At 73.8% G+C, this 16133-nt stretch carries 12 protein-coding genes and 1 other RNA gene; 11 read left to right on the top strand and 2 right to left on the bottom strand.

Annotated features, from left to right (window positions below; translation table 11 throughout):
- Positions 1 to 22 precede the first annotated feature (22 nt).
- Positions 23 to 2725, bottom strand: coding sequence for an FtsK/SpoIIIE domain-containing protein (locus BX266_RS13065; RefSeq protein ID WP_099899548.1), 2703 nt, complete (start codon positions 2723 to 2725; stop codon positions 23 to 25).
- A gap of 340 nt (positions 2726 to 3065) precedes the next feature.
- Here BX266_RS13065 and BX266_RS13060 point away from each other — a divergent pair, with 340 nt between their 5' ends.
- The 3 genes from BX266_RS13060 to prfB all read left to right on the top strand — a co-directional run bounded on the left by BX266_RS13060 (position 3066) and on the right by prfB (position 7489).
- Entirely contained in the window at positions 3066 to 4961 is a 1896-nt protein-coding gene (locus tag BX266_RS13060) for a serine/threonine-protein kinase (protein ID WP_099899546.1), read from the top strand.
- Between the two features lie 130 nt (positions 4962 to 5091).
- Complete coding sequence (locus BX266_RS13055; protein WP_099899544.1) at positions 5092 to 6351, top strand: serine/threonine-protein kinase; 1260 nt, start codon at positions 5092 to 5094, stop codon at positions 6349 to 6351.
- A gap of 34 nt (positions 6352 to 6385) precedes the next feature.
- A complete protein-coding gene (gene prfB / locus BX266_RS13050; protein WP_099899542.1) occupies positions 6386 to 7489 on the top strand; it encodes a peptide chain release factor 2 in 1104 nt (367 codons plus the stop codon).
- A gap of 70 nt (positions 7490 to 7559) precedes the next feature.
- On the opposite strand, the gene BX266_RS13045 is transcribed toward prfB, so the two are convergent.
- The gene (locus BX266_RS13045) at positions 7560 to 7748 is read right to left on the bottom strand and encodes a hypothetical protein (RefSeq protein WP_099899540.1); all 189 of its coding nucleotides are present in this window, start codon (positions 7746 to 7748) and stop codon (positions 7560 to 7562) included.
- Positions 7749 to 8009: 261 nt separating this feature from the next.
- On the opposite strand from BX266_RS13045, the gene ftsE reads away from it, so the two are divergent.
- The 8 genes from ftsE to BX266_RS13005 all read left to right on the top strand — a co-directional run bounded on the left by ftsE (position 8010) and on the right by BX266_RS13005 (position 16031).
- The gene (ftsE, locus tag BX266_RS13040; RefSeq protein ID WP_035863161.1) at positions 8010 to 8699 is read left to right on the top strand and encodes a cell division ATP-binding protein FtsE; all 690 of its coding nucleotides are present in this window, start codon (positions 8010 to 8012) and stop codon (positions 8697 to 8699) included.
- Positions 8700 to 8709: 10 nt separating this feature from the next.
- Positions 8710 to 9618, top strand: a complete 909-nt coding sequence (gene ftsX / locus BX266_RS13035; RefSeq protein WP_099899538.1) for a permease-like cell division protein FtsX — start codon at positions 8710 to 8712, stop codon at positions 9616 to 9618.
- 51 nt (positions 9619 to 9669) lie between these two features.
- Positions 9670 to 10815 (top strand): S41 family peptidase, encoded by a 1146-nt coding sequence (locus BX266_RS13030; protein WP_099899536.1) that lies wholly within the window; start codon positions 9670 to 9672, stop codon positions 10813 to 10815.
- A gap of 44 nt (positions 10816 to 10859) precedes the next feature.
- Positions 10860 to 11336, top strand: coding sequence for an SsrA-binding protein SmpB (gene smpB / locus BX266_RS13025; RefSeq protein ID WP_099899533.1), 477 nt, complete (start codon positions 10860 to 10862; stop codon positions 11334 to 11336).
- Positions 11337 to 11406: 70 nt separating this feature from the next.
- Complete coding sequence (locus BX266_RS13020; protein ID WP_099899531.1) at positions 11407 to 12675, top strand: alpha/beta hydrolase family protein; 1269 nt, start codon at positions 11407 to 11409, stop codon at positions 12673 to 12675.
- A gap of 101 nt (positions 12676 to 12776) precedes the next feature.
- Positions 12777 to 13155: a transfer-messenger RNA gene (gene ssrA / locus BX266_RS13015) on the top strand.
- Positions 13156 to 13342: 187 nt separating this feature from the next.
- Entirely contained in the window at positions 13343 to 14713 is a 1371-nt protein-coding gene (locus tag BX266_RS13010; RefSeq protein WP_099899529.1) for a NarK/NasA family nitrate transporter, read from the top strand.
- Positions 14714 to 14876: 163 nt separating this feature from the next.
- Entirely contained in the window at positions 14877 to 16031 is a 1155-nt protein-coding gene (locus BX266_RS13005; protein WP_099899527.1) for a uroporphyrinogen-III synthase, read from the top strand.
- Positions 16032 to 16133: the final 102 nt, after the last annotated feature.

Genomic DNA, 16133 nt, shown 5'->3' with positions numbered 1-16133 from the left:
CGGGGCTCTCGCGCCGGACCGGTCAGCTCTCGGTGGCCCGCCGCAGCGCCGAGGCCAGCAGCGCCAGGTCCGTCGGGCCGTTGCCGAGCTCGCGGACCGGACGGGGCGAGGGCGCGACGCCGTGCTCCTCCGGGCGCTGGGCCACCACGGTGGGGCGCAGCGTCGCGGTGCGGGGGATCCGGCCGCTGACCCGGGCGCCCTGGAAGGCCGTCACCGCGCCGTCCGGCCGCCGCAGGTAGCCGCGGCCGGGCGTGCCGCCGGGCAGCGCCGCGGCGTCCGGCAGGTGGATCAACAGGTCGGAGTCGCCGGCCTGTTCGGTGCGCAGCGCGATCCGCAGCTGCGCCGCCTCGTCGAGTTCGGTGCCGGCGGTGGCCTCCGGGTCGCCGGTGCTGGCGACCACGTGCACGCCCAGGCGGGCGCCGCGGCGGGCCGCGGCGGCCAGCGCGCGGGCCAGCGGGCGGCCGCCGGGGCTGGCCGGGCCGAGCAGCGCGTCGAAGTCGTCGACCAGGACCACGAGCCGGGGCGGCGCCGCGTCGGGCGACGGGGCATCGGAGGAGCGCCGCGGCTCGACCACCCGGACCGCCGCGGGGGCCTCCGCGGCCGGCCCGCCGACCAGCGCCGGCGTCTTGTCGAAGACCCGGCGGGTGTGCCACTCGGTGAAGCTCAGACCGTCGAACAGCGCCTCGCGGTGCGCGAGTTCGTCGTTCAGCCGCTCGGCGGCGAGCAGCGCGCCGCGCGGGTCCTCGGCGGCGTTGACGTGCGCGGTGACGTGCGGGAGGTCGGTGCAGCCGGCCAGTCCGCCGCCCTCGGCGCGGTCGCCGTCGACCATCAGCAGGGCGAGGCGGTCCGGGCTCTCGGAGACCGCCAGGGAGGCGGCCAGGCTGCGCAGCAGCTCGGACTTGCCGGAGCCGGGGCCGCCGCCGATCAGCAGGTGCTCGCCGTCCTCGGCGAGGTCCACGCCGCAGGTCTCCTCGCCGGCCGCGCCGCGCGCGGTGCCCAGCAGCGCGCCCGCCCCGCCCGCACCCGCCGGCAGCGCGCTCCAGGACTCGGCGAGCCGGGCGGGGGAGAGCGACTCGGAGCGCAGCAGGTCGAGCAGGCGCAGCGCGTCGGGGAGCGGGCCGCGCGGGGCGGCCTCGGTGTCGGCCTCGGCGAGCGGGGCGAGGGTGCGGGCCAGCCGCTCCGCCCAGGCCGGGGAGACGGCGTCCAGGGTGAGGTCGGTGAGGCGTTCGCGGGCGCCGCCGGCGGGGCGGTCCAGGGTGAGGCGGGTGGCGACCTCGCCGGTGACGACGCCCACCGCGCCGAGCCCGGTGGGGAGTTCCTCGGCGCTGTCGGCCAGGCAGAGGGTGAACACGCCGGCGGCGGGGCCCTGCCGCACCAGCAGCGCGAGCGCCTCGCGCCCGGCCGGGGTGCCGGGGTCGCCGTCGACCAGCACGACGGTGGCGGGCGGCCCGGCGGTGGCGGCGGCGAGTTCGGTCAGCCGGGCCTCGGCCTGCTCGGCGTCCAGGCCGAGCAGCAGCCGGCAGGCCTGGCCGTGGGCGGGCCGGAGGTGCGGCAGCCACTGCGTCCAGGCCCAGTCCTCGGCGGGCCGGTCGGCGGCGACCACCACCAGGGCGAGGCCGCTGGGCGGGTGCAGGGCGGCGAGCTGGGCGACGGCGGCCCGGGCCAGGCCGGCGAGACGGTGCCGCGGGCCGGCCAGCCCGAGGCTGCCGGCGGTCTGCAGGTCGACGGTGGCGGGCACGGCGGGCAGCAGGGTGCCGGGGGCGGTGCCGGGGCCGCCCGGGAGGTCGCCGGTGCCCAGCCGCAGGGTGAGCGCGTCTGGGTGGTCGGGGCCGCGCTCCCACAGCCGGGGTCCGGTGCCGAGCGCGGTGAGCAGCAGGGCGGCCGGGTCGGGCCAGCGCTCGCGCTGGTTGGCGGCCTGCCGGGTGCGGGCGGTGGCGTGCTGCCGGTCAGTGTCGGCGGCGGCTGGCTCGGCCTTGCCGCGGCGCAGCCAGCGGCCGCGGCCGGCGGGCTGCTCGGCGGCGGGCGGTTCGGCGGGCGCGGGGCCGGCGCCGCGCCCGGGGGCGGTGCGGGCGCCGGCGCGGGGGGCGAGCCGGAGCCGGCCCTCGCCGTCGGGCGTGGTGGCGCGCGGCGCTATGCCGTCGGGGTGGGCGAGCTGGAGGGTGGACTCGCCGATCCGGAGCAGCGCGCCGGGGGCGAGTTCCGAGCCGTCCTCGCCCAGGTACTGCTCGTCGAGCAGGGTGCCGTTGGTGGAGCCGAGGTCCTGCACGGTGGCGCGGCCGTCGGCGGACAGGTGCAGGGCGAGGTGCAGGCGGGAGACGTCCGGGTCGTCGAGCGGGACGTCGGCGTCGGTGGAGCGACCGATCCGGATCCGTTCGCCGTGCAGCCGGTGGACGCCGCCCGCGTCGGGGCCGCCGACCACCCGCAGCTCGGCGGCGGGGCGCTCGTCCGCGGCCTCGGCGTCCGGGTCGGGTTCGCCGAGGGCGAGCACCGCGCCGTCGATCAGCGGGGGGTGGCCGAGCGGGGTCTGCTCGTCCAGCCGCCGTTCGCCGGCGTACAGGTGGACGTGGGTGGCGGAGCGCGGACCGCGGACGCCGACGGCCCCGGCGAGGGCGGTGGCGACGGCGCCGAGCACCGTGCCGACCGGTGCCGTGACCAGGACGTCGGCAGAGCTCCCGGGGGCGGCGGGGCCGCTGCGCGGTCGAAGGACGGTGAGCCGGATCTGCATCACGCCCGGGGTCCCTTCTGCACACGTGTGGTGCCTGCCATCCTGCCACTCGGGACGGACAGTCCGCGCACGGTACCGGATTTGACGATCTTGCGATCATCGCCATGGTGAATCCGACGGTCAGTCAGGTCAAGGAGCCCCCGGCGGCCCGCCCGCCGACAGCACGCGACCGACCCCGGCAACACCTCGGAAACCCGCTCGGGCACCGTTAGAGTTGCCGAAAATGCGGGAACCCGTCGGCACGGCGGGTCCCCGAGGCCCCGGCGCCGTTCACGGGAACGGGGGAGTGCCGGATCGCGGCCCCGGCAGCGGGCGCCGGGTGACCGAACGGAGTGCACAGGTGCGGCCTGTCGGCAGCAAGTACTTGCTCGAGGAGACCCTCGGACGCGGAGCGACCGGCACGGTCTGGCGCGGCCGGGTGCGCGAGGACGCCGCGGTGCCGGGCCTGGTGCCCGGGCAGGCGGTCGCGGTGAAGGTGCTGCGCGAGGAGCTCGCCGCCGACCCGGACGTGGTGATGCGCTTCCTGCGCGAGCGCTCGGTGCTGCTCCGGCTGACCCACCCCAACATCGTGCGCACCCGGGACCTGGTGGTCGAGGGCGAGCTGCTCGCCCTGGTGATGGACCTGATCGACGGCCCCGACCTGTTCCGGTACCTGCGCGAGTCCGGCCCGCTGTCGCCGATCGCCGGCTCGCTGCTGATGGCGCAGATCGCCGACGCGCTGGCCGCCAGCCACGCCGACGGAGTGGTGCACCGGGACCTCAAGCCCGCCAACGTGCTGCTGGCCACCCTCGCGGTGGACGGCGGCGAGCGGATGCACCCGATGCTCACCGACTTCGGCATCGCCCGGCTCGCCGACTCCCCGGGCATCACCCGCACCCACGAGTTCGTCGGCACCCCCGCCTACGTCGCCCCGGAGTCCGCCGAGGGCCGCCCGCAGACCGCCGCGGTGGACGTCTACGGCGCCGGCATCATGCTGTACGAGCTGGTCACCGGCCGCCCGCCGTTCCAGGGCGACAGCCCGCTGGCCGTGCTGCAGGCGCACCTCGCGCAGGAGCCGCAGCGGCCCCGCAGCATGCCCGAGCCGCTGTGGACGGTGGTCGAGCGCTGCCTGCGCAAGAACCCCGCCGAGCGGCCCACCGCGGTCTCGCTGGCCGAGGCGCTGCGGGTGGTCGCGGCGGGCGTCGGCGTGCACTCCGCCCCCGCCGCGGTGGAGGCCGCGCTGGCCGTCGGCGAGCTGCTGCTGCCCGACCCGGCGCTGGCCCCGGCCGCGCCCGCGGTGGACCCGCACGACGCCACGCTGGCCGGCGTCGGCTACGACCCGGCCGCCGCCACCCAGGTGATGACGCACCAGCAGGCCGCGCCCGGCGCCGAGGACCGCACCCAGCTGATCAGCCCGCCGCCGGGCCACCCGCCCGCGCAGCCGCCCGCCGACCGCACCCGGGTGATGCCCGCGATGCCGCCCGGCCCGCCCGAGCAGCCCCCGGCCCAGCCGGACGGCCCGCACCCCTGGCAGACCCAGCTGCGGGCCGCCCGGGACCGCAACGCGCAGACCCAGATCGGCTACTTCGAGCCCGACGACCTGGCCGCGCCGCCGGTCGCCCCGCGCCCCTACCAGGCCGGCCGGCCGGGCCCGGGCGGCCGCCCCCCGGTCGCGCCGCCGCCGTACCAGGCGCAGCGCCCGCAGCAGGGGCAGTACCCGCAGCAGCCGGGCCAGTACCAGCAGGGTCGCCCGCAGCCGGGGCAGTACCCGCACCAGCCCGGGCAGTACCCCCAGCAGGGCCAGGGTCAGGGGCAGGGCCGTCCGCAGGGCCAGGGGCAGCAGGGTCAGCAGGGCCGGGGCGGCCGTCCGCCGGTCGCGCCGCCGCCGTACCAGGCGCAGCAGCACCAGCCGGGCCCGCCGCCGGCGTACGGCGGCGGACAGCCGCAGGGCTACGGCGCGCCGCAGCGCCGGGCCGAGCCGGCCCCGCCGCGCCGCCAGGAGCCGCCCTACCGGGAGCCGGAGCCGGCCCGCGAGGCTCCCCGGGAGCGAGAGCCGCGGCGGCGCAGCCGCAACCGGATGTGGATCCCGGGCCTGGGCTGCCTGAAGGGCTGCCTGCTGGTGCTGGTGGTGCTGGCGGTGGGCTGCCTGGCGCTGTGGAACTTCACGCCGCTGCCGCACTACTGGGACAACGTGGTCGGCTGGTTCGACTCGGCGCGGGACTGGGTGACCAATCTGTCCGGCAACAGCCAGAATTGACGCTTTGTCGACAATCCAACGAAATTCCACCGGATCGGAACCCTCCGGAGGCCCTCCACGGGCCCCCGGAGGCCTCCCGGGCGCGTAGGTTGTTCGTCGAGCACCGACCTCACGAGCCCACGGAGCAGCATTGGCACGCAAGATCGGCAGCCGGTACACCGTCCACCAGGTGATCGGCCGCGGCTCGGCCGGCACCGTGTGGCTCGGCGAGGGCCCGGACGGGCCGGTGGCGGTGAAGCTGCTGCGCGAGGACCTGGCCGCCGACCAGGTGCTGGTCGGCCGCTTCGTGCAGGAGCGCGCCGCCCTCACCGGCCTCGACCACCCGCACGTGGTCGGCGTCCACGACATGGTGGTGGACGGCAATGACCTCGCCCTGGTGATGGACCTGGTCAAGGGCACCGACCTGCGCACCCGGCTGGAGCACGAGGGCGTGCTGGACCCGGCGGTCGCCGCCGCGGTGATCGCTGACGTGGCCGACGGCCTGGCCGCCGCGCACGCCGCCGGCATCGTGCACCGCGACGTCAAGCCGGAGAACGTGCTGCTCGACCTGGCCGCCCCCGCCGGCCCCGCCGGCGCCCCGCGCGCCAGGCTCACCGACTTCGGCATCGCCCGCCTGGTCGACGCCCCGCGCCGCACCCGCGCCACCCGGATCATCGGCACCCCCGACTACCTGGCCCCCGAGATCATCGAGGGCCTGGAGCCGCGCGCCGCGGTCGACATCTACGCCCTCGCCACCGTGCTGTACGAACTGCTCACCGGGGCCACGCCGTTCGGCGGCGGCCACACCGGCGCGGTGCTGCGCCGGCACGTCACCGAGAACGTCCCCCCGGTCGAGGGCATGCCGGACGGCCTGTGGCGGATCATCTCCGAATGCCTCGCCAAGGCCCCGGCCTCCCGGCTGCGGGCCGCCGAACTCGCCTCCCGGCTGCGCGCGCTGCTGCCCGAACTGGCCGGCGTCGGCCCGCTCGCGGTGCCCGCCCAGCGCAGCGCCCCCGAGGAGGTGCCGACACCCGGCGAGGCGGTCTACGCCGAGGCCGACGCCTTCGCCGGCAGCGGCGCCCACCGCCGCCGCCGCGGCCCCGCCGTCCCGCTGGTGCCCGGCCCGCAGCCGGACTCCACCCGCGACACCCACACCAGCCTGCGCCGCCCCTCCGCCCAGGAGCTCGCCTCCTACGCCGAGGAGTCCCGGGCCCAGCGCGACCGGCCCGCCCCGGCCGGCCACCGCCGCTCCCGGGCCCAGGCGATCCGCCGCCGCCGCACCCTGGCGGTGCTGATCGCGGTGGTCCTGCTGCTGGCCGGAGCCGCTGCCGCGTGGACGGCGTTCGCCGCCGAACCGCCCGCCGGCGGCCACCCCGCCGGCCTGCGCACCGCTCTCCACCCGAGGTTGTAGCCGAGCCCCCCCGGCGAACCATTACCCTTGTGGCGTGGCAGCCGTCGATCCTTCCGAAGAGCTCAAGAACCTCGACTCGACCATGTCGTCGATCGAGGCAGTCCTCGACCTGGACAAGATCCGGGCCGACATCGCAAACCTGGAGGAGGAGGCCGCGGCCCCCACCCTGTGGGACGACGTCGCGAACGCGCAGAAGGTCACCAGCCGGCTCTCCTTCCTCCAGGGCGAGCTGCGCAAGGTCGAGACCCTGCGCAGCCGGGTCGAGGACCTGGGCGTCCTGTTCGAACTCGCCGAGGCCGAGGACGACGCGGACACCCGCGTCGAGGCCGAGGCCGAGCTGGTGGCCGTCCAGAAGGCCGTCGAGGAGCTGGAGGTGCGCACCCTGCTCTCCGGCGAGTACGACTCCCGCGAGGCCCTGGTCAACATCCGTGCCGAGGCGGGCGGCGTGGACGCCGCCGACTTCGCCGAGCAGCTGATGCGCATGTACCTGCGCTGGGCCGAGCGGCACGGCTACCCGACCGAGGTCTACGACACCTCGTACGCCGAAGAGGCCGGCATCAAGTCCGCGACCTTCACCGTCAAGGCCCCCTACTCCTACGGCACGCTCTCCGTCGAGCAGGGCACCCACCGCCTGGTGCGGATCTCCCCGTTCGACAACCAGGGCCGCCGGCAGACCTCGTTCGCGGGCGTCGAGGTGCTCCCCGTCGTCGAGACCTCGGACCACGTCGACATCGACGAGGGCGAGCTCCGGATCGACGTGTACCGCGCCTCCGGCCCCGGCGGCCAGGGCGTCAACACCACCGACTCCGCGGTCCGGATCACCCACCTGCCGACCGGCATCGTGGTCTCCTGCCAGAACGAGCGCTCCCAGATCCAGAACAAGGCCTCGGCGATGAACGTGCTCCAGGCCAAGCTGCTGGAGCGCCGCCGCCAGGAGGAGCGCGCCGCGATGGACGCGCTCAAGGACAGCGGCTCGTCCTGGGGCAACCAGATGCGCTCCTACGTGCTGCACCCGTACCAGATGGTCAAGGACCTGCGGACCGAGCACGAGGTCGGCAACCCGCAGGCGGTGCTGGACGGCGACATCGACGGCTTCATCGAGGCCGGCATCCGCTGGCGCAAGCAGCGCGAGGCGTAGGCCCGTGCGCTCGTGACGAAGGGCCCCTCCGCCGCGGCGGAGGGGCCCTTCGCGGTGTCAGGGGGCGGGATCAGCGCAGCAGCAGGGCGAGCGTGAGCAGCGCGGCGAACAGGACGGCCAGCAGCACCGCCGGGTTGAGCGCCGCGAAAGGCCCTTGCTGCTCCTGCTGCAGCCGGGCGCGGTTGGCGCGGCACACGGGGCAGCGGCCGTCGATCACGCGGCCGTTGCAGTTGGCGCACACCAGTTGGTCGCAGGTCATGCGATCTCCTCCTTGCTGCATAGCCAACGTGCCGGAGGCGGCTTCGGTTCCGACTGCTTACCACTCTGCCAGGTTCCGTACCCCTCGGCCCCCGGAGCGGAAGGGTTATCGATCTGTGACGTACCTCGCAATTTCCGGTCCGAACCGGATCAACACCTGATGAAACCCCGGTCAGTAGGCGTCCGGTGACTGCGGGTGCGCATGGGCATCGCGTAAGGTCACTGCCCTCGATCCACCTAGGATGGCCCCCGTGATGCAGCCGTGATCAGATTCGACAACGTCTCCAAGACCTATCCCAAGCAGAACCGTCCGGCCCTGGACAACGTCTCGCTGGAGATCGAGAAGGGCGAGTTCGTCTTCCTGGTCGGCTCGTCCGGTTCGGGCAAGTCGACGTTCCTGCGCCTGTGCCTGCGCGAGGAGCGCCCGTCCACCGGCGCGGTGCACGTGCTGGGCAAGGACCTGGGCAAGCTCTCGAACTGGAAGGTGCCGCACATGCGGCGCCAACTGGGCACCGTGTTCCAGGACTTCCGCCTGCTGCCGAACAAGACCGTGGGGCAGAACGTGGCGTTCGCCCTGGAGGTCATCGGCAAGCCGAAGAGCGCCATCAACAAGGTGGTGCCCGAGGTGCTCGACCTGGTCGGCCTCGGCGGCAAGGAGGACCGGATGCCCGGCGAGCTGTCGGGCGGTGAGCAGCAGCGCGTGGCGATCGCCCGGGCGTTCGTGAACCGGCCGATGCTGCTGATCGCCGACGAGCCCACCGGCAACCTCGACCCGCAGAACTCGGTCGGCATCATGAAGCTGCTCGACCGCATCAACCGGACCGGCACCACCGTGCTGATGGCGACCCACGACCAGGCCATCGTCGACCAGATGCGCAAGCGCGTCATCGAGCTCGACAAGGGCCTGCTGGTCCGTGACCAGGCCCGCGGCGTCTACGGATACCAGAGCTAGAAGAGGAAGCATGCGCGCCCAGTTCGTTCTGTCGGAGATCGGCATCGGTCTCCGCCGCAACCTGACCATGACCATCGCGGTCGTCGTCAGTGTCGCGCTGTCGCTCGCCCTCGCCGGTGCTTCGCTGCTGGTCCGCGACCAGGTCAACTCCATGAAGGACTACTGGTACGACAAGGTCGAGGTCAGCATCTACTTCTGCACCAAGTCGGACCACGACTCGCCGCAGTGCGCGGCCGGTGCAGCGACCGACGACCAGATCCAGCAGGTCAAGGGCGACCTCGACAAGATGTCGCCGCTGGTGCAGACCTCGACCTTCGAAACCTCGGTCGAGGCGTACCAGCACTTCAAGGAGAGCAACCCGGACAACCCGCTGCTGGCGGCGGTCGGCCCGGACGCGATGCCGCAGTCCTGGCGGGTGAAGCTCAGCGACCCGACCCGGTTCGACGTGATCGCCAGCGCCTTCGCGGGCAAACCGGGCGTCAAATCGGTCGAGGACCAGCGGAAGATCCTGGAGAACCTGTTCGGCCTGCTCCGAGGACTGCAGACCGCGGCCTTCGTGATCATGGTGCTGATGCTGTTCGTGGCCCTGCTGCTGATCGTCAACACCGTCCGGGTGTCCGCGTTCAGCCGCCGCCGCGAGACCGGCATCATGAGACTGGTCGGCGCCTCCAACTTCTACGTGCAGATGCCGTTCATCGCGGAGGCCGCGTTCGCCGCGCTGCTCGGCGCGGCCCTGGCCTCGCTGCTGCTGCTGGGCGGCCACTTCTTCGTCCAGGAGTGGCTGCAGAAGAAGGTGGCGTTCATCCACTTCATCGGCCTGTCCTCGGTGCTGGCGGTCATTCCGCTGCTGGTCGTGGTCGGCATGGTGATGGCCGGCATCGCCGCGTTCTTCACCCTCCGCAAGTACCTGAAGGTCTGACGGACCGTCGGTGCTACCGGGCGGCGGGCCGCCCGGCCTAGACTCGCTGGCATGCCGACAGCGCCGCGAGTACGCCAGGGGATGACGCTCGGGCTGGTGTTCGGCGCGGTGCTGTTCGCCGGAGCCGCTTCCGGGGCCTGGGGAGAGCCGGTCCGCTCTCTCCGGGCCCCTTCGTCGTCGGACGCCGCCACGCCCGCCCCCGACCTCTCCGGGGCGGACCTGAGCCCGCAGGAGGCCCGGCAGCTGGTCGGGGCCAGCGGCGACCGCTGGGCGGCCTACCTCAGCCCGCAGCAGTACGCCGACCTCACCGGCGGCCGGTACGCGGGCGTCGGCCTGACCGTGGACCGGGCGGCCGGCGGCCCCACCGAGGTCGCCGAGGTGCAGCCCGGCTCGCCCGCCGACCGGGCCGGCATCGCGGCCGGCGACCGGCTGGTGACCGTCGACGGGGTGCCCGCCGAGCAGCTGCCGGTGACCGAGCTGGTCTCCCGGCTGCGCGGCGGCCCGGCCGGCAGCACGGTCGCCCTGGCGGTGGCCGCCGGGCCCGGCCCGGTGCGCGAACTGACCCTGGCCAGGGCCGAGCTGGCCGCCCGCGAGGTCGAGGTCGAGCGCCCGCACCCCGGGGTGGTGCGGATCGCCGTGCACGCCTTCACCGAGGGCGTCGGCGAGCAGGTCCGGGCCGCCGCGGCCGGCGCCCGCGGCGTCGTCCTCGACCTGCGCGGCAACTCCGGCGGACTGGTCGAGGAGGCCGTCGCCACCGCCTCGGTGTTCCTCGACGGCGGCCCGGTGGCCAGCTACCAGGCGCACGGCGAGCGGCGCGAACTGGCCGCCGCCGCGGGCGGCGACACCGCCGTGCCGCTGGTGGTGCTGGTCGACGGCGGCACCATGAGCGCCGCCGAGCTGCTGGCCGGCGCCCTGCAGGACCGCAGCCGGGCCGTCCTGGTGGGCGGGCGGACCTTCGGCAAGGGCACCGTCCAGCAGCCCAGCCGGCTCGCCGACGGCTCGGTGCTGGAACTCACCGTGGGCCGCTACCAGACCCCGGCCGGCCGCTCCCCGGACGGCACCGGCGTCCAGCCCGACGTGCCCGCCGCCGGCGAGGACCCCGCGGCGCTCGCCCTCAAGGTGCTGGACGGCATCGGCGGCCCCGACGGGGCCACTCCCGGCACCACCGCGGCCCCCGCGGGCGCCGCCGCGCCGTAAAGGGGCTGCCGATGCCCGCGCCGAGGTGCGAGAATGGCCGGGCTATGGCAAAGGAAACGGGCAAGAAGCTGGTCGCGCAGAACAAGAAGGCGCGGCACGAGTACACCATCCTCGACACCTACGAGTGCGGCATGGTGCTCACCGGAACCGAGGTCAAGTCGCTCCGCGAGGGCCGGGCCAACCTGGTCGACGGCTACGCGTACATCCAGGGCGGCGAGGCCTGGATCGACAACGTCTTCATCCCCGAGTACGCCCAGGGCACCTGGACCAACCACTCGGCGCGCCGCAAGCGCAAGCTGCTGCTGCACAAGATGGAGATCCGCAAGATCGAGTCCAAGGCCAAGGAGACCGGCCACACGCTGGTCCCGCTGTCGCTGTACTTCAAGGACGGCCGCGCCAAGCTCGAACTCGCGCTGGCCGTCGGCAAGAAGCTGTACGACAAGCGGCAGACCCTGCGCGAGCGCCAGGACCGGCTGGAGTCCGCCCGCGCGGTCGCCGCCGCCCGCCGCCGCCAGGGCTGAAGCGCCGTCAAGCGGTTCGCGGGGCACCCCAGTTGCGTACGCACTCCGGACGCTTCCGTACCATCTGCGGGTGGACATCTCACTGCTGAGTGGCTGGCTGCCGTGGACCCTGCGAATACTGGCCGTGGCGGCGGTCGCGACGGCACTGTCCAGAGTCAGCCCGTTCTGGCTCCGTCGCAGGCTGCCCTGGGTGGTCGGCGGCGCCCTCGCGGGCACCGCGCTGATCGCCCTGCTGGTGGCCCTGTTCGGGGGCATCGACGAACCGCTGCCGGCCGGCCTGTGGTTCTGGCTGTGCTGCGCGCTGCTGGGCCTGGGCGGCCTGGCCGCCGGTGTGCGGCAGTCCAGCTGGTGGAACCTGGCCGCGGTCCCGCTGGCGGTCGTGCTGTCGCTGCTGTGCGCCGCCAACTCGCTGAACATCTCGACCGGTTACTACCCCGACGTGGACGCCGCGGTCGGTGACCTGTCGAACGCCCCGGTGCCGCAGCAGATGGGCCTGGACGAGGCCCTCACCACCGTCGGCCGGACCACCGCGGGCCGGGTGGTGGCGGTCGAGATCCCGGCCGAGCCGAGCGGCTTCAAGCACCGCCGCGAGCTGGTCTACCTGCCGCCGGCCTGGTTCCGCAGCAAGATCAGGCCCAAGCTGCCGGTGGTCGAGATGATCGGCGGCCAGTTCGCCGCGCCCGACAACTGGATCAGGGCCGGCGAGGCGATCAAGACCGCCGACGCGTACGCCGCCGCGCACAACGGCTACGCCCCGATCCTGGTGATGGTGGACGCCACCGGGAACTTCAAGACCGACACCGAGTGCGTCAACGGAAAGCCCGGAAAGGCCGAGGATCACCTGGTCAAGGACATTCCGCCGTACATCGCCAGGACCTTCAACGCGGCCACCGGACCGCGCTCCTGGGCGGTGGTGGGCTGGTCGATGGGCGGCACCTGCGCGGTGGACCTGGCCGTGGTGCACCCGGAGGTGTTCGGCCACTTCGTCGACATCTCCGGCGACGCCGGACCCAACCTGGGCGGCAAGCAGGCCACCGTCGACCAGCTGTACGGCGGTGACCTGGCCGCCTGGGAGGCGCACGACCCGGCCACCGTGCTCGGCAGGGCGAAGAAGGACGCCTACCGCAACTCCGGCGGCTACTTCCTGGTGGGCGACCAGGAGACCGGCAAGCACCTCTCCGACGCCCAGGCGCTCGACAAGGCCGCCCGCGCCGCCGGACTGGACACCAAGCTGGAGGTCCACCCCGGCAAGCACGACTGGCAGTTCGGCACCTTCGCGTTCAAGCAGGCGCTGCCCTGGCTGGCCCAGCGGACCGGTCTGCCCGGAGCCACCGGTTGACCGGGCGTTAATGCGCTGGACCCTTGACGCGCGGGGTGAGTACTATGGCAACGCACCGCCGGGAGGGCCCGCCCTCCCGGAGCTGTTTGTCAAATCAACATGGGGATGATCGGTTTCGACAGTGAAAGTCGAAACAGGAGAAGCGAGCCGAGGAACGCGGCAATGATCTCGTTAACCATCTGTCGCAAAAAAATAATCGCCAACTCTAAGCGCGATTCCCAGCAGTTCGCTCTCGCAGCCTGATCTGCGAAAGTGAATGGGTGTCAGCCCGGGGCGTTCCCGACCCGGATCCTGGCATAATTTAGGGAACTCAACCCTCCACCCCGGCCGCGGGGGTGGCGGGGAAATCAAACAGTGGCTGGGCCTGTTGGCGGCTTGTCCGCGTGACCGCCAGGGCCGAGAAACTCACAGCGGACTGCGCTCGGAGAAGTCCTGAATCCACTTCACTGGACCCGGGTTCGATTCCCGGCATCTCCACCACCCCATGTGCATCGCAGAGCCGTCCTCCGTCCCGGAGGGCGGCTCTCGTGCGTTCCGGGAGCCTCACACGCCCGCCCGCCGCCGGGTGAGAGGACGGTTCCGCACCCTTCACACCGCACAACGAACCCGAAATCGTGGCCTCCTAGCGTCGACACCACAGGGCAACGGCACTCGAAGGAGCAAGCCCATGGACGGCACCACCACGCACAGCAGGACGGGCGGCCGCTGGATTCAGCACTGGGACCCGGAGGACACCGCATTCTGGGAGACTACCGGCCGCCGGGTCGCCCGGCGCAACCTCGCCTTCTCGGTGCTCTCCGAACACATCGGCTTCTCCATCTGGAGCCTCTGGTCGGTGATGGTCCTGTTCATGGGCAAGGCCTACGGCATCGACCCGGCCGGGAAGTTCTTCCTGGTCGCCATGCCTACCCTGGTCGGCGCCTTCGTCCGGGTCCCGTACACCGTGGCGGTGGCCCGGTTCGGCGGCCGGAACTGGACGATCGTCTCCGCGCTGCTGCTGCTCCTGCCCACCCTGACCGCCGCGTACGTGATGCACCCGGGCACCTCCTACACCACCTTCATGCTGGTCGCGGCGCTCACCGGCCTGGGCGGGGGCAACTTCGCCTCCTCGATGACCAACATCAACGCCTTCTACCCGGCCCGCCACAAGGGCTGGGCGCTCGGCCTGAACGCCGGCGGCGGCAACATCGGCGTGCCGGTGATCCAGCTGGTCTCGCTGGGCGTGATCGCCTGGGCCGGGGCCGGACACCCCCGCCTGGTGCTCGGCATCTACCTGCCGCTCATCGTGGTCGCCGCACTGTGCGCCGCGCTGTTCATGGACAACCTGGCCCCGATGAGGGCCGACACCGGCTCGATCGCCGCCATCGTCAGGGAGAAGCACACCTGGCTGATGTCGGTGCTGTACATCGGCACCTTCGGTTCCTTCATCGGCTTCTCCTTCGCGTTCGGCCTGGTGCTGCAGAACCAGTTCGGCCGCACCCCGCTGCAGGCCGCCCAGCTCACCTTCCTCGGCCCGCTGCTCGGCTCGGTGATCCGCCCCCTGGGCGGCAGGCTCGCCGACCGGTTCGGCGGCGCCCGGATCACGCTGTTCAACTTCGCCGCGATGGCGGCGGCGGCCGGCGTGGTCACCTACGCCTCGTCGATCCGCTCGCTGCCGGTCTTCCTCTGCGGCTTCGTCGCCCTGTTCGCGCTCGCCGGCCTCGGCAACGGCTCCACCTACAAGATGATCCCCGGCATCTTCGACGCCAAGGCGCAGGACCGGATCGCCGCCGGCGACAGCGCCGAGGACGCCGCCGCCTGGTCCCGCAAGATGTCCGGCGCCGCGATCGGCGTGATCGGCGCCGTCGGAGCCCTCGGCGGACTCTTCATCAACCTCGCCTTCCGGCAGTCCTTCCTGGTCGCCAAGAGCGGCACCCCCGCCTTCGTGTCCTTCCTCGCCGCCTACGCGGTCTGCTCCGTCCTCACCTGGGCGGTCTACCTGCGCCGCCCCTCCGGGGCCACCCAGAGCGCGGGCACCCCCGCCCTCGCCCAGGTCTGATCCTCCGTCACCACCCCCGGGCCGCCCCTACCTGCCGAAACACGCCGGTAATCGGAGCGACCCGGGGGTGACACCACGACCGGCCACGATTGATCACCCACCCGCCCGCCCGCCCCGTCCCCAGCCAGGACACCAGGGGCGGCGCACCAAAGGACGACTCCGCATGGCCGACCCGACCCGACGCCACGCGCCTCAGCCCGACGCACCCGAGGCCACCGACTCCGGCCCGCTCGCCGGCTGGACCGTCGGCATCACTGCCGCCCGCCGCGCCGACGAGCTCTCCGCCCTGCTGCAGCGCCGCGGCGCCGCCGTGCTGCGCGCCCCCGCGCTGCGGATCGTCCCGCTGGCCGACGACACCGAACTGCTCACCGCCACCCGCGCGCTGATCGCCGACCCGCCGGACCTCGCGGTCGCCACCACCGGCATCGGCTTCCGCGGCTGGCTGGAGGCCGCCGAGGGCTGGGACCTCGGCGACGACCTGCGCGACGCCCTCGGAACGGCCTCGGTGCTGGCCCGCGGCCCCAAGGCCAAGGGAGCGATCCGGGCCGCCGGGCTGCGCGAGTCCTTCTCCGCCGCCACCGAGTCCTCCGCCGAGGTGCTCTCCCACCTGCTGGACCAGGGCGTGGACGGCCGCCGGATCGCCGTCCAGCTGCACGGCGCGCCACTGCCCGGCTTCGTCGAGTCGCTGCGCACCGCCGGCGCCGAGGTGGTCGAGGTCCCGGTCTACCGCTGGCTGCCGCCCGCGGACCTCGGCCCGCTCGACCGGCTGCTCGACGCGACCTGCGCCGGCGCCCTGGACGCCGTCACCTTCACCTCCGCGCCGGCCGCGATCAGCCTGTTCGACCGGGCCGCCGAACGCGGCCGCACCGCGGAAGTCCTGCACGCGCTGCGCCGCGACGTGCTCGCCGTCTGCGTCGGCCCGGTCACCGCCGCGCCCTTCGACGAACGCGACATTCCCACCGTCTGGCCCGAGCGGATGCGGCTGGGGGCGATGGTGCAGACCCTCACCGCCGCGCTCCCCGAACGCGCCCGCCGCTTCCCGGTGGCCGGTCACCTGCTGGAACTGCGCGGCCAGGCCGCGCTGGTCGACGGGCAGCTGCGCCCCGTCCCCCCGGCCGGCATGGCGCTGCTGCGCACCCTGGCCCGCCAGCCCGGCTGGGTGGTCCCGCGCGCCGACCTGCTGCGCGCGCTGCCCGGCAGCGGGGAGGACGAGCACGCCGTCGAGACCGCGATGGCCCGCCTGCGCCAGGCCCTCGGCTCGCCCCGGCTGATCACCACGGTGGTGAAGCGGGGCTACCGGCTCACCCTCGACCACTGAGCGCAGCGACCTCCGCGACCTCGAAAGTGCCCCGCGGTTGCCGAACGGGCGGCGTTCATCCATTAAGATCGTCCGTCCGCCTTTTTCTCCGCACCTTTGGGG

Source organism: Streptomyces sp. TLI_171 (assembly GCF_003610255.1).
In the GTDB taxonomy this organism is placed as follows: Bacteria; Actinomycetota; Actinomycetes; order Streptomycetales; family Streptomycetaceae; genus Kitasatospora.
The sequence above is the reverse complement of the archived record's forward strand: the minus strand, read 5'-3'. Positions and strand labels throughout refer to the sequence as shown.

What these genes read in the sequence shown, in the direction of transcription:
- BX266_RS13065 (WP_099899548.1), bottom strand. Translation starts at nt 2,725, where the DNA reads ATGCAGATCCGGCTCACCGTCCTTCGACCGCGCAGCGGCCCCGCCGCC.
- BX266_RS13045 (WP_099899540.1), bottom strand. Translation starts at nt 7,748, where the DNA reads ATGACCTGCGACCAACTGGTGTGCGCCAACTGCAACGGCCGCGTGATC.
- ftsX (WP_099899538.1), top strand. Translation starts at nt 8,710, where the DNA reads ATGCGCGCCCAGTTCGTTCTGTCGGAGATCGGCATCGGTCTCCGCCGC.
- BX266_RS13030 (WP_099899536.1), top strand. Translation starts at nt 9,670, where the DNA reads ATGCCGACAGCGCCGCGAGTACGCCAGGGGATGACGCTCGGGCTGGTG.
- smpB (WP_099899533.1), top strand. Translation starts at nt 10,860, where the DNA reads ATGGCAAAGGAAACGGGCAAGAAGCTGGTCGCGCAGAACAAGAAGGCG.
- BX266_RS13010 (WP_099899529.1), top strand. Translation starts at nt 13,343, where the DNA reads ATGGACGGCACCACCACGCACAGCAGGACGGGCGGCCGCTGGATTCAG.
- BX266_RS13005 (WP_099899527.1), top strand. Translation starts at nt 14,877, where the DNA reads ATGGCCGACCCGACCCGACGCCACGCGCCTCAGCCCGACGCACCCGAG.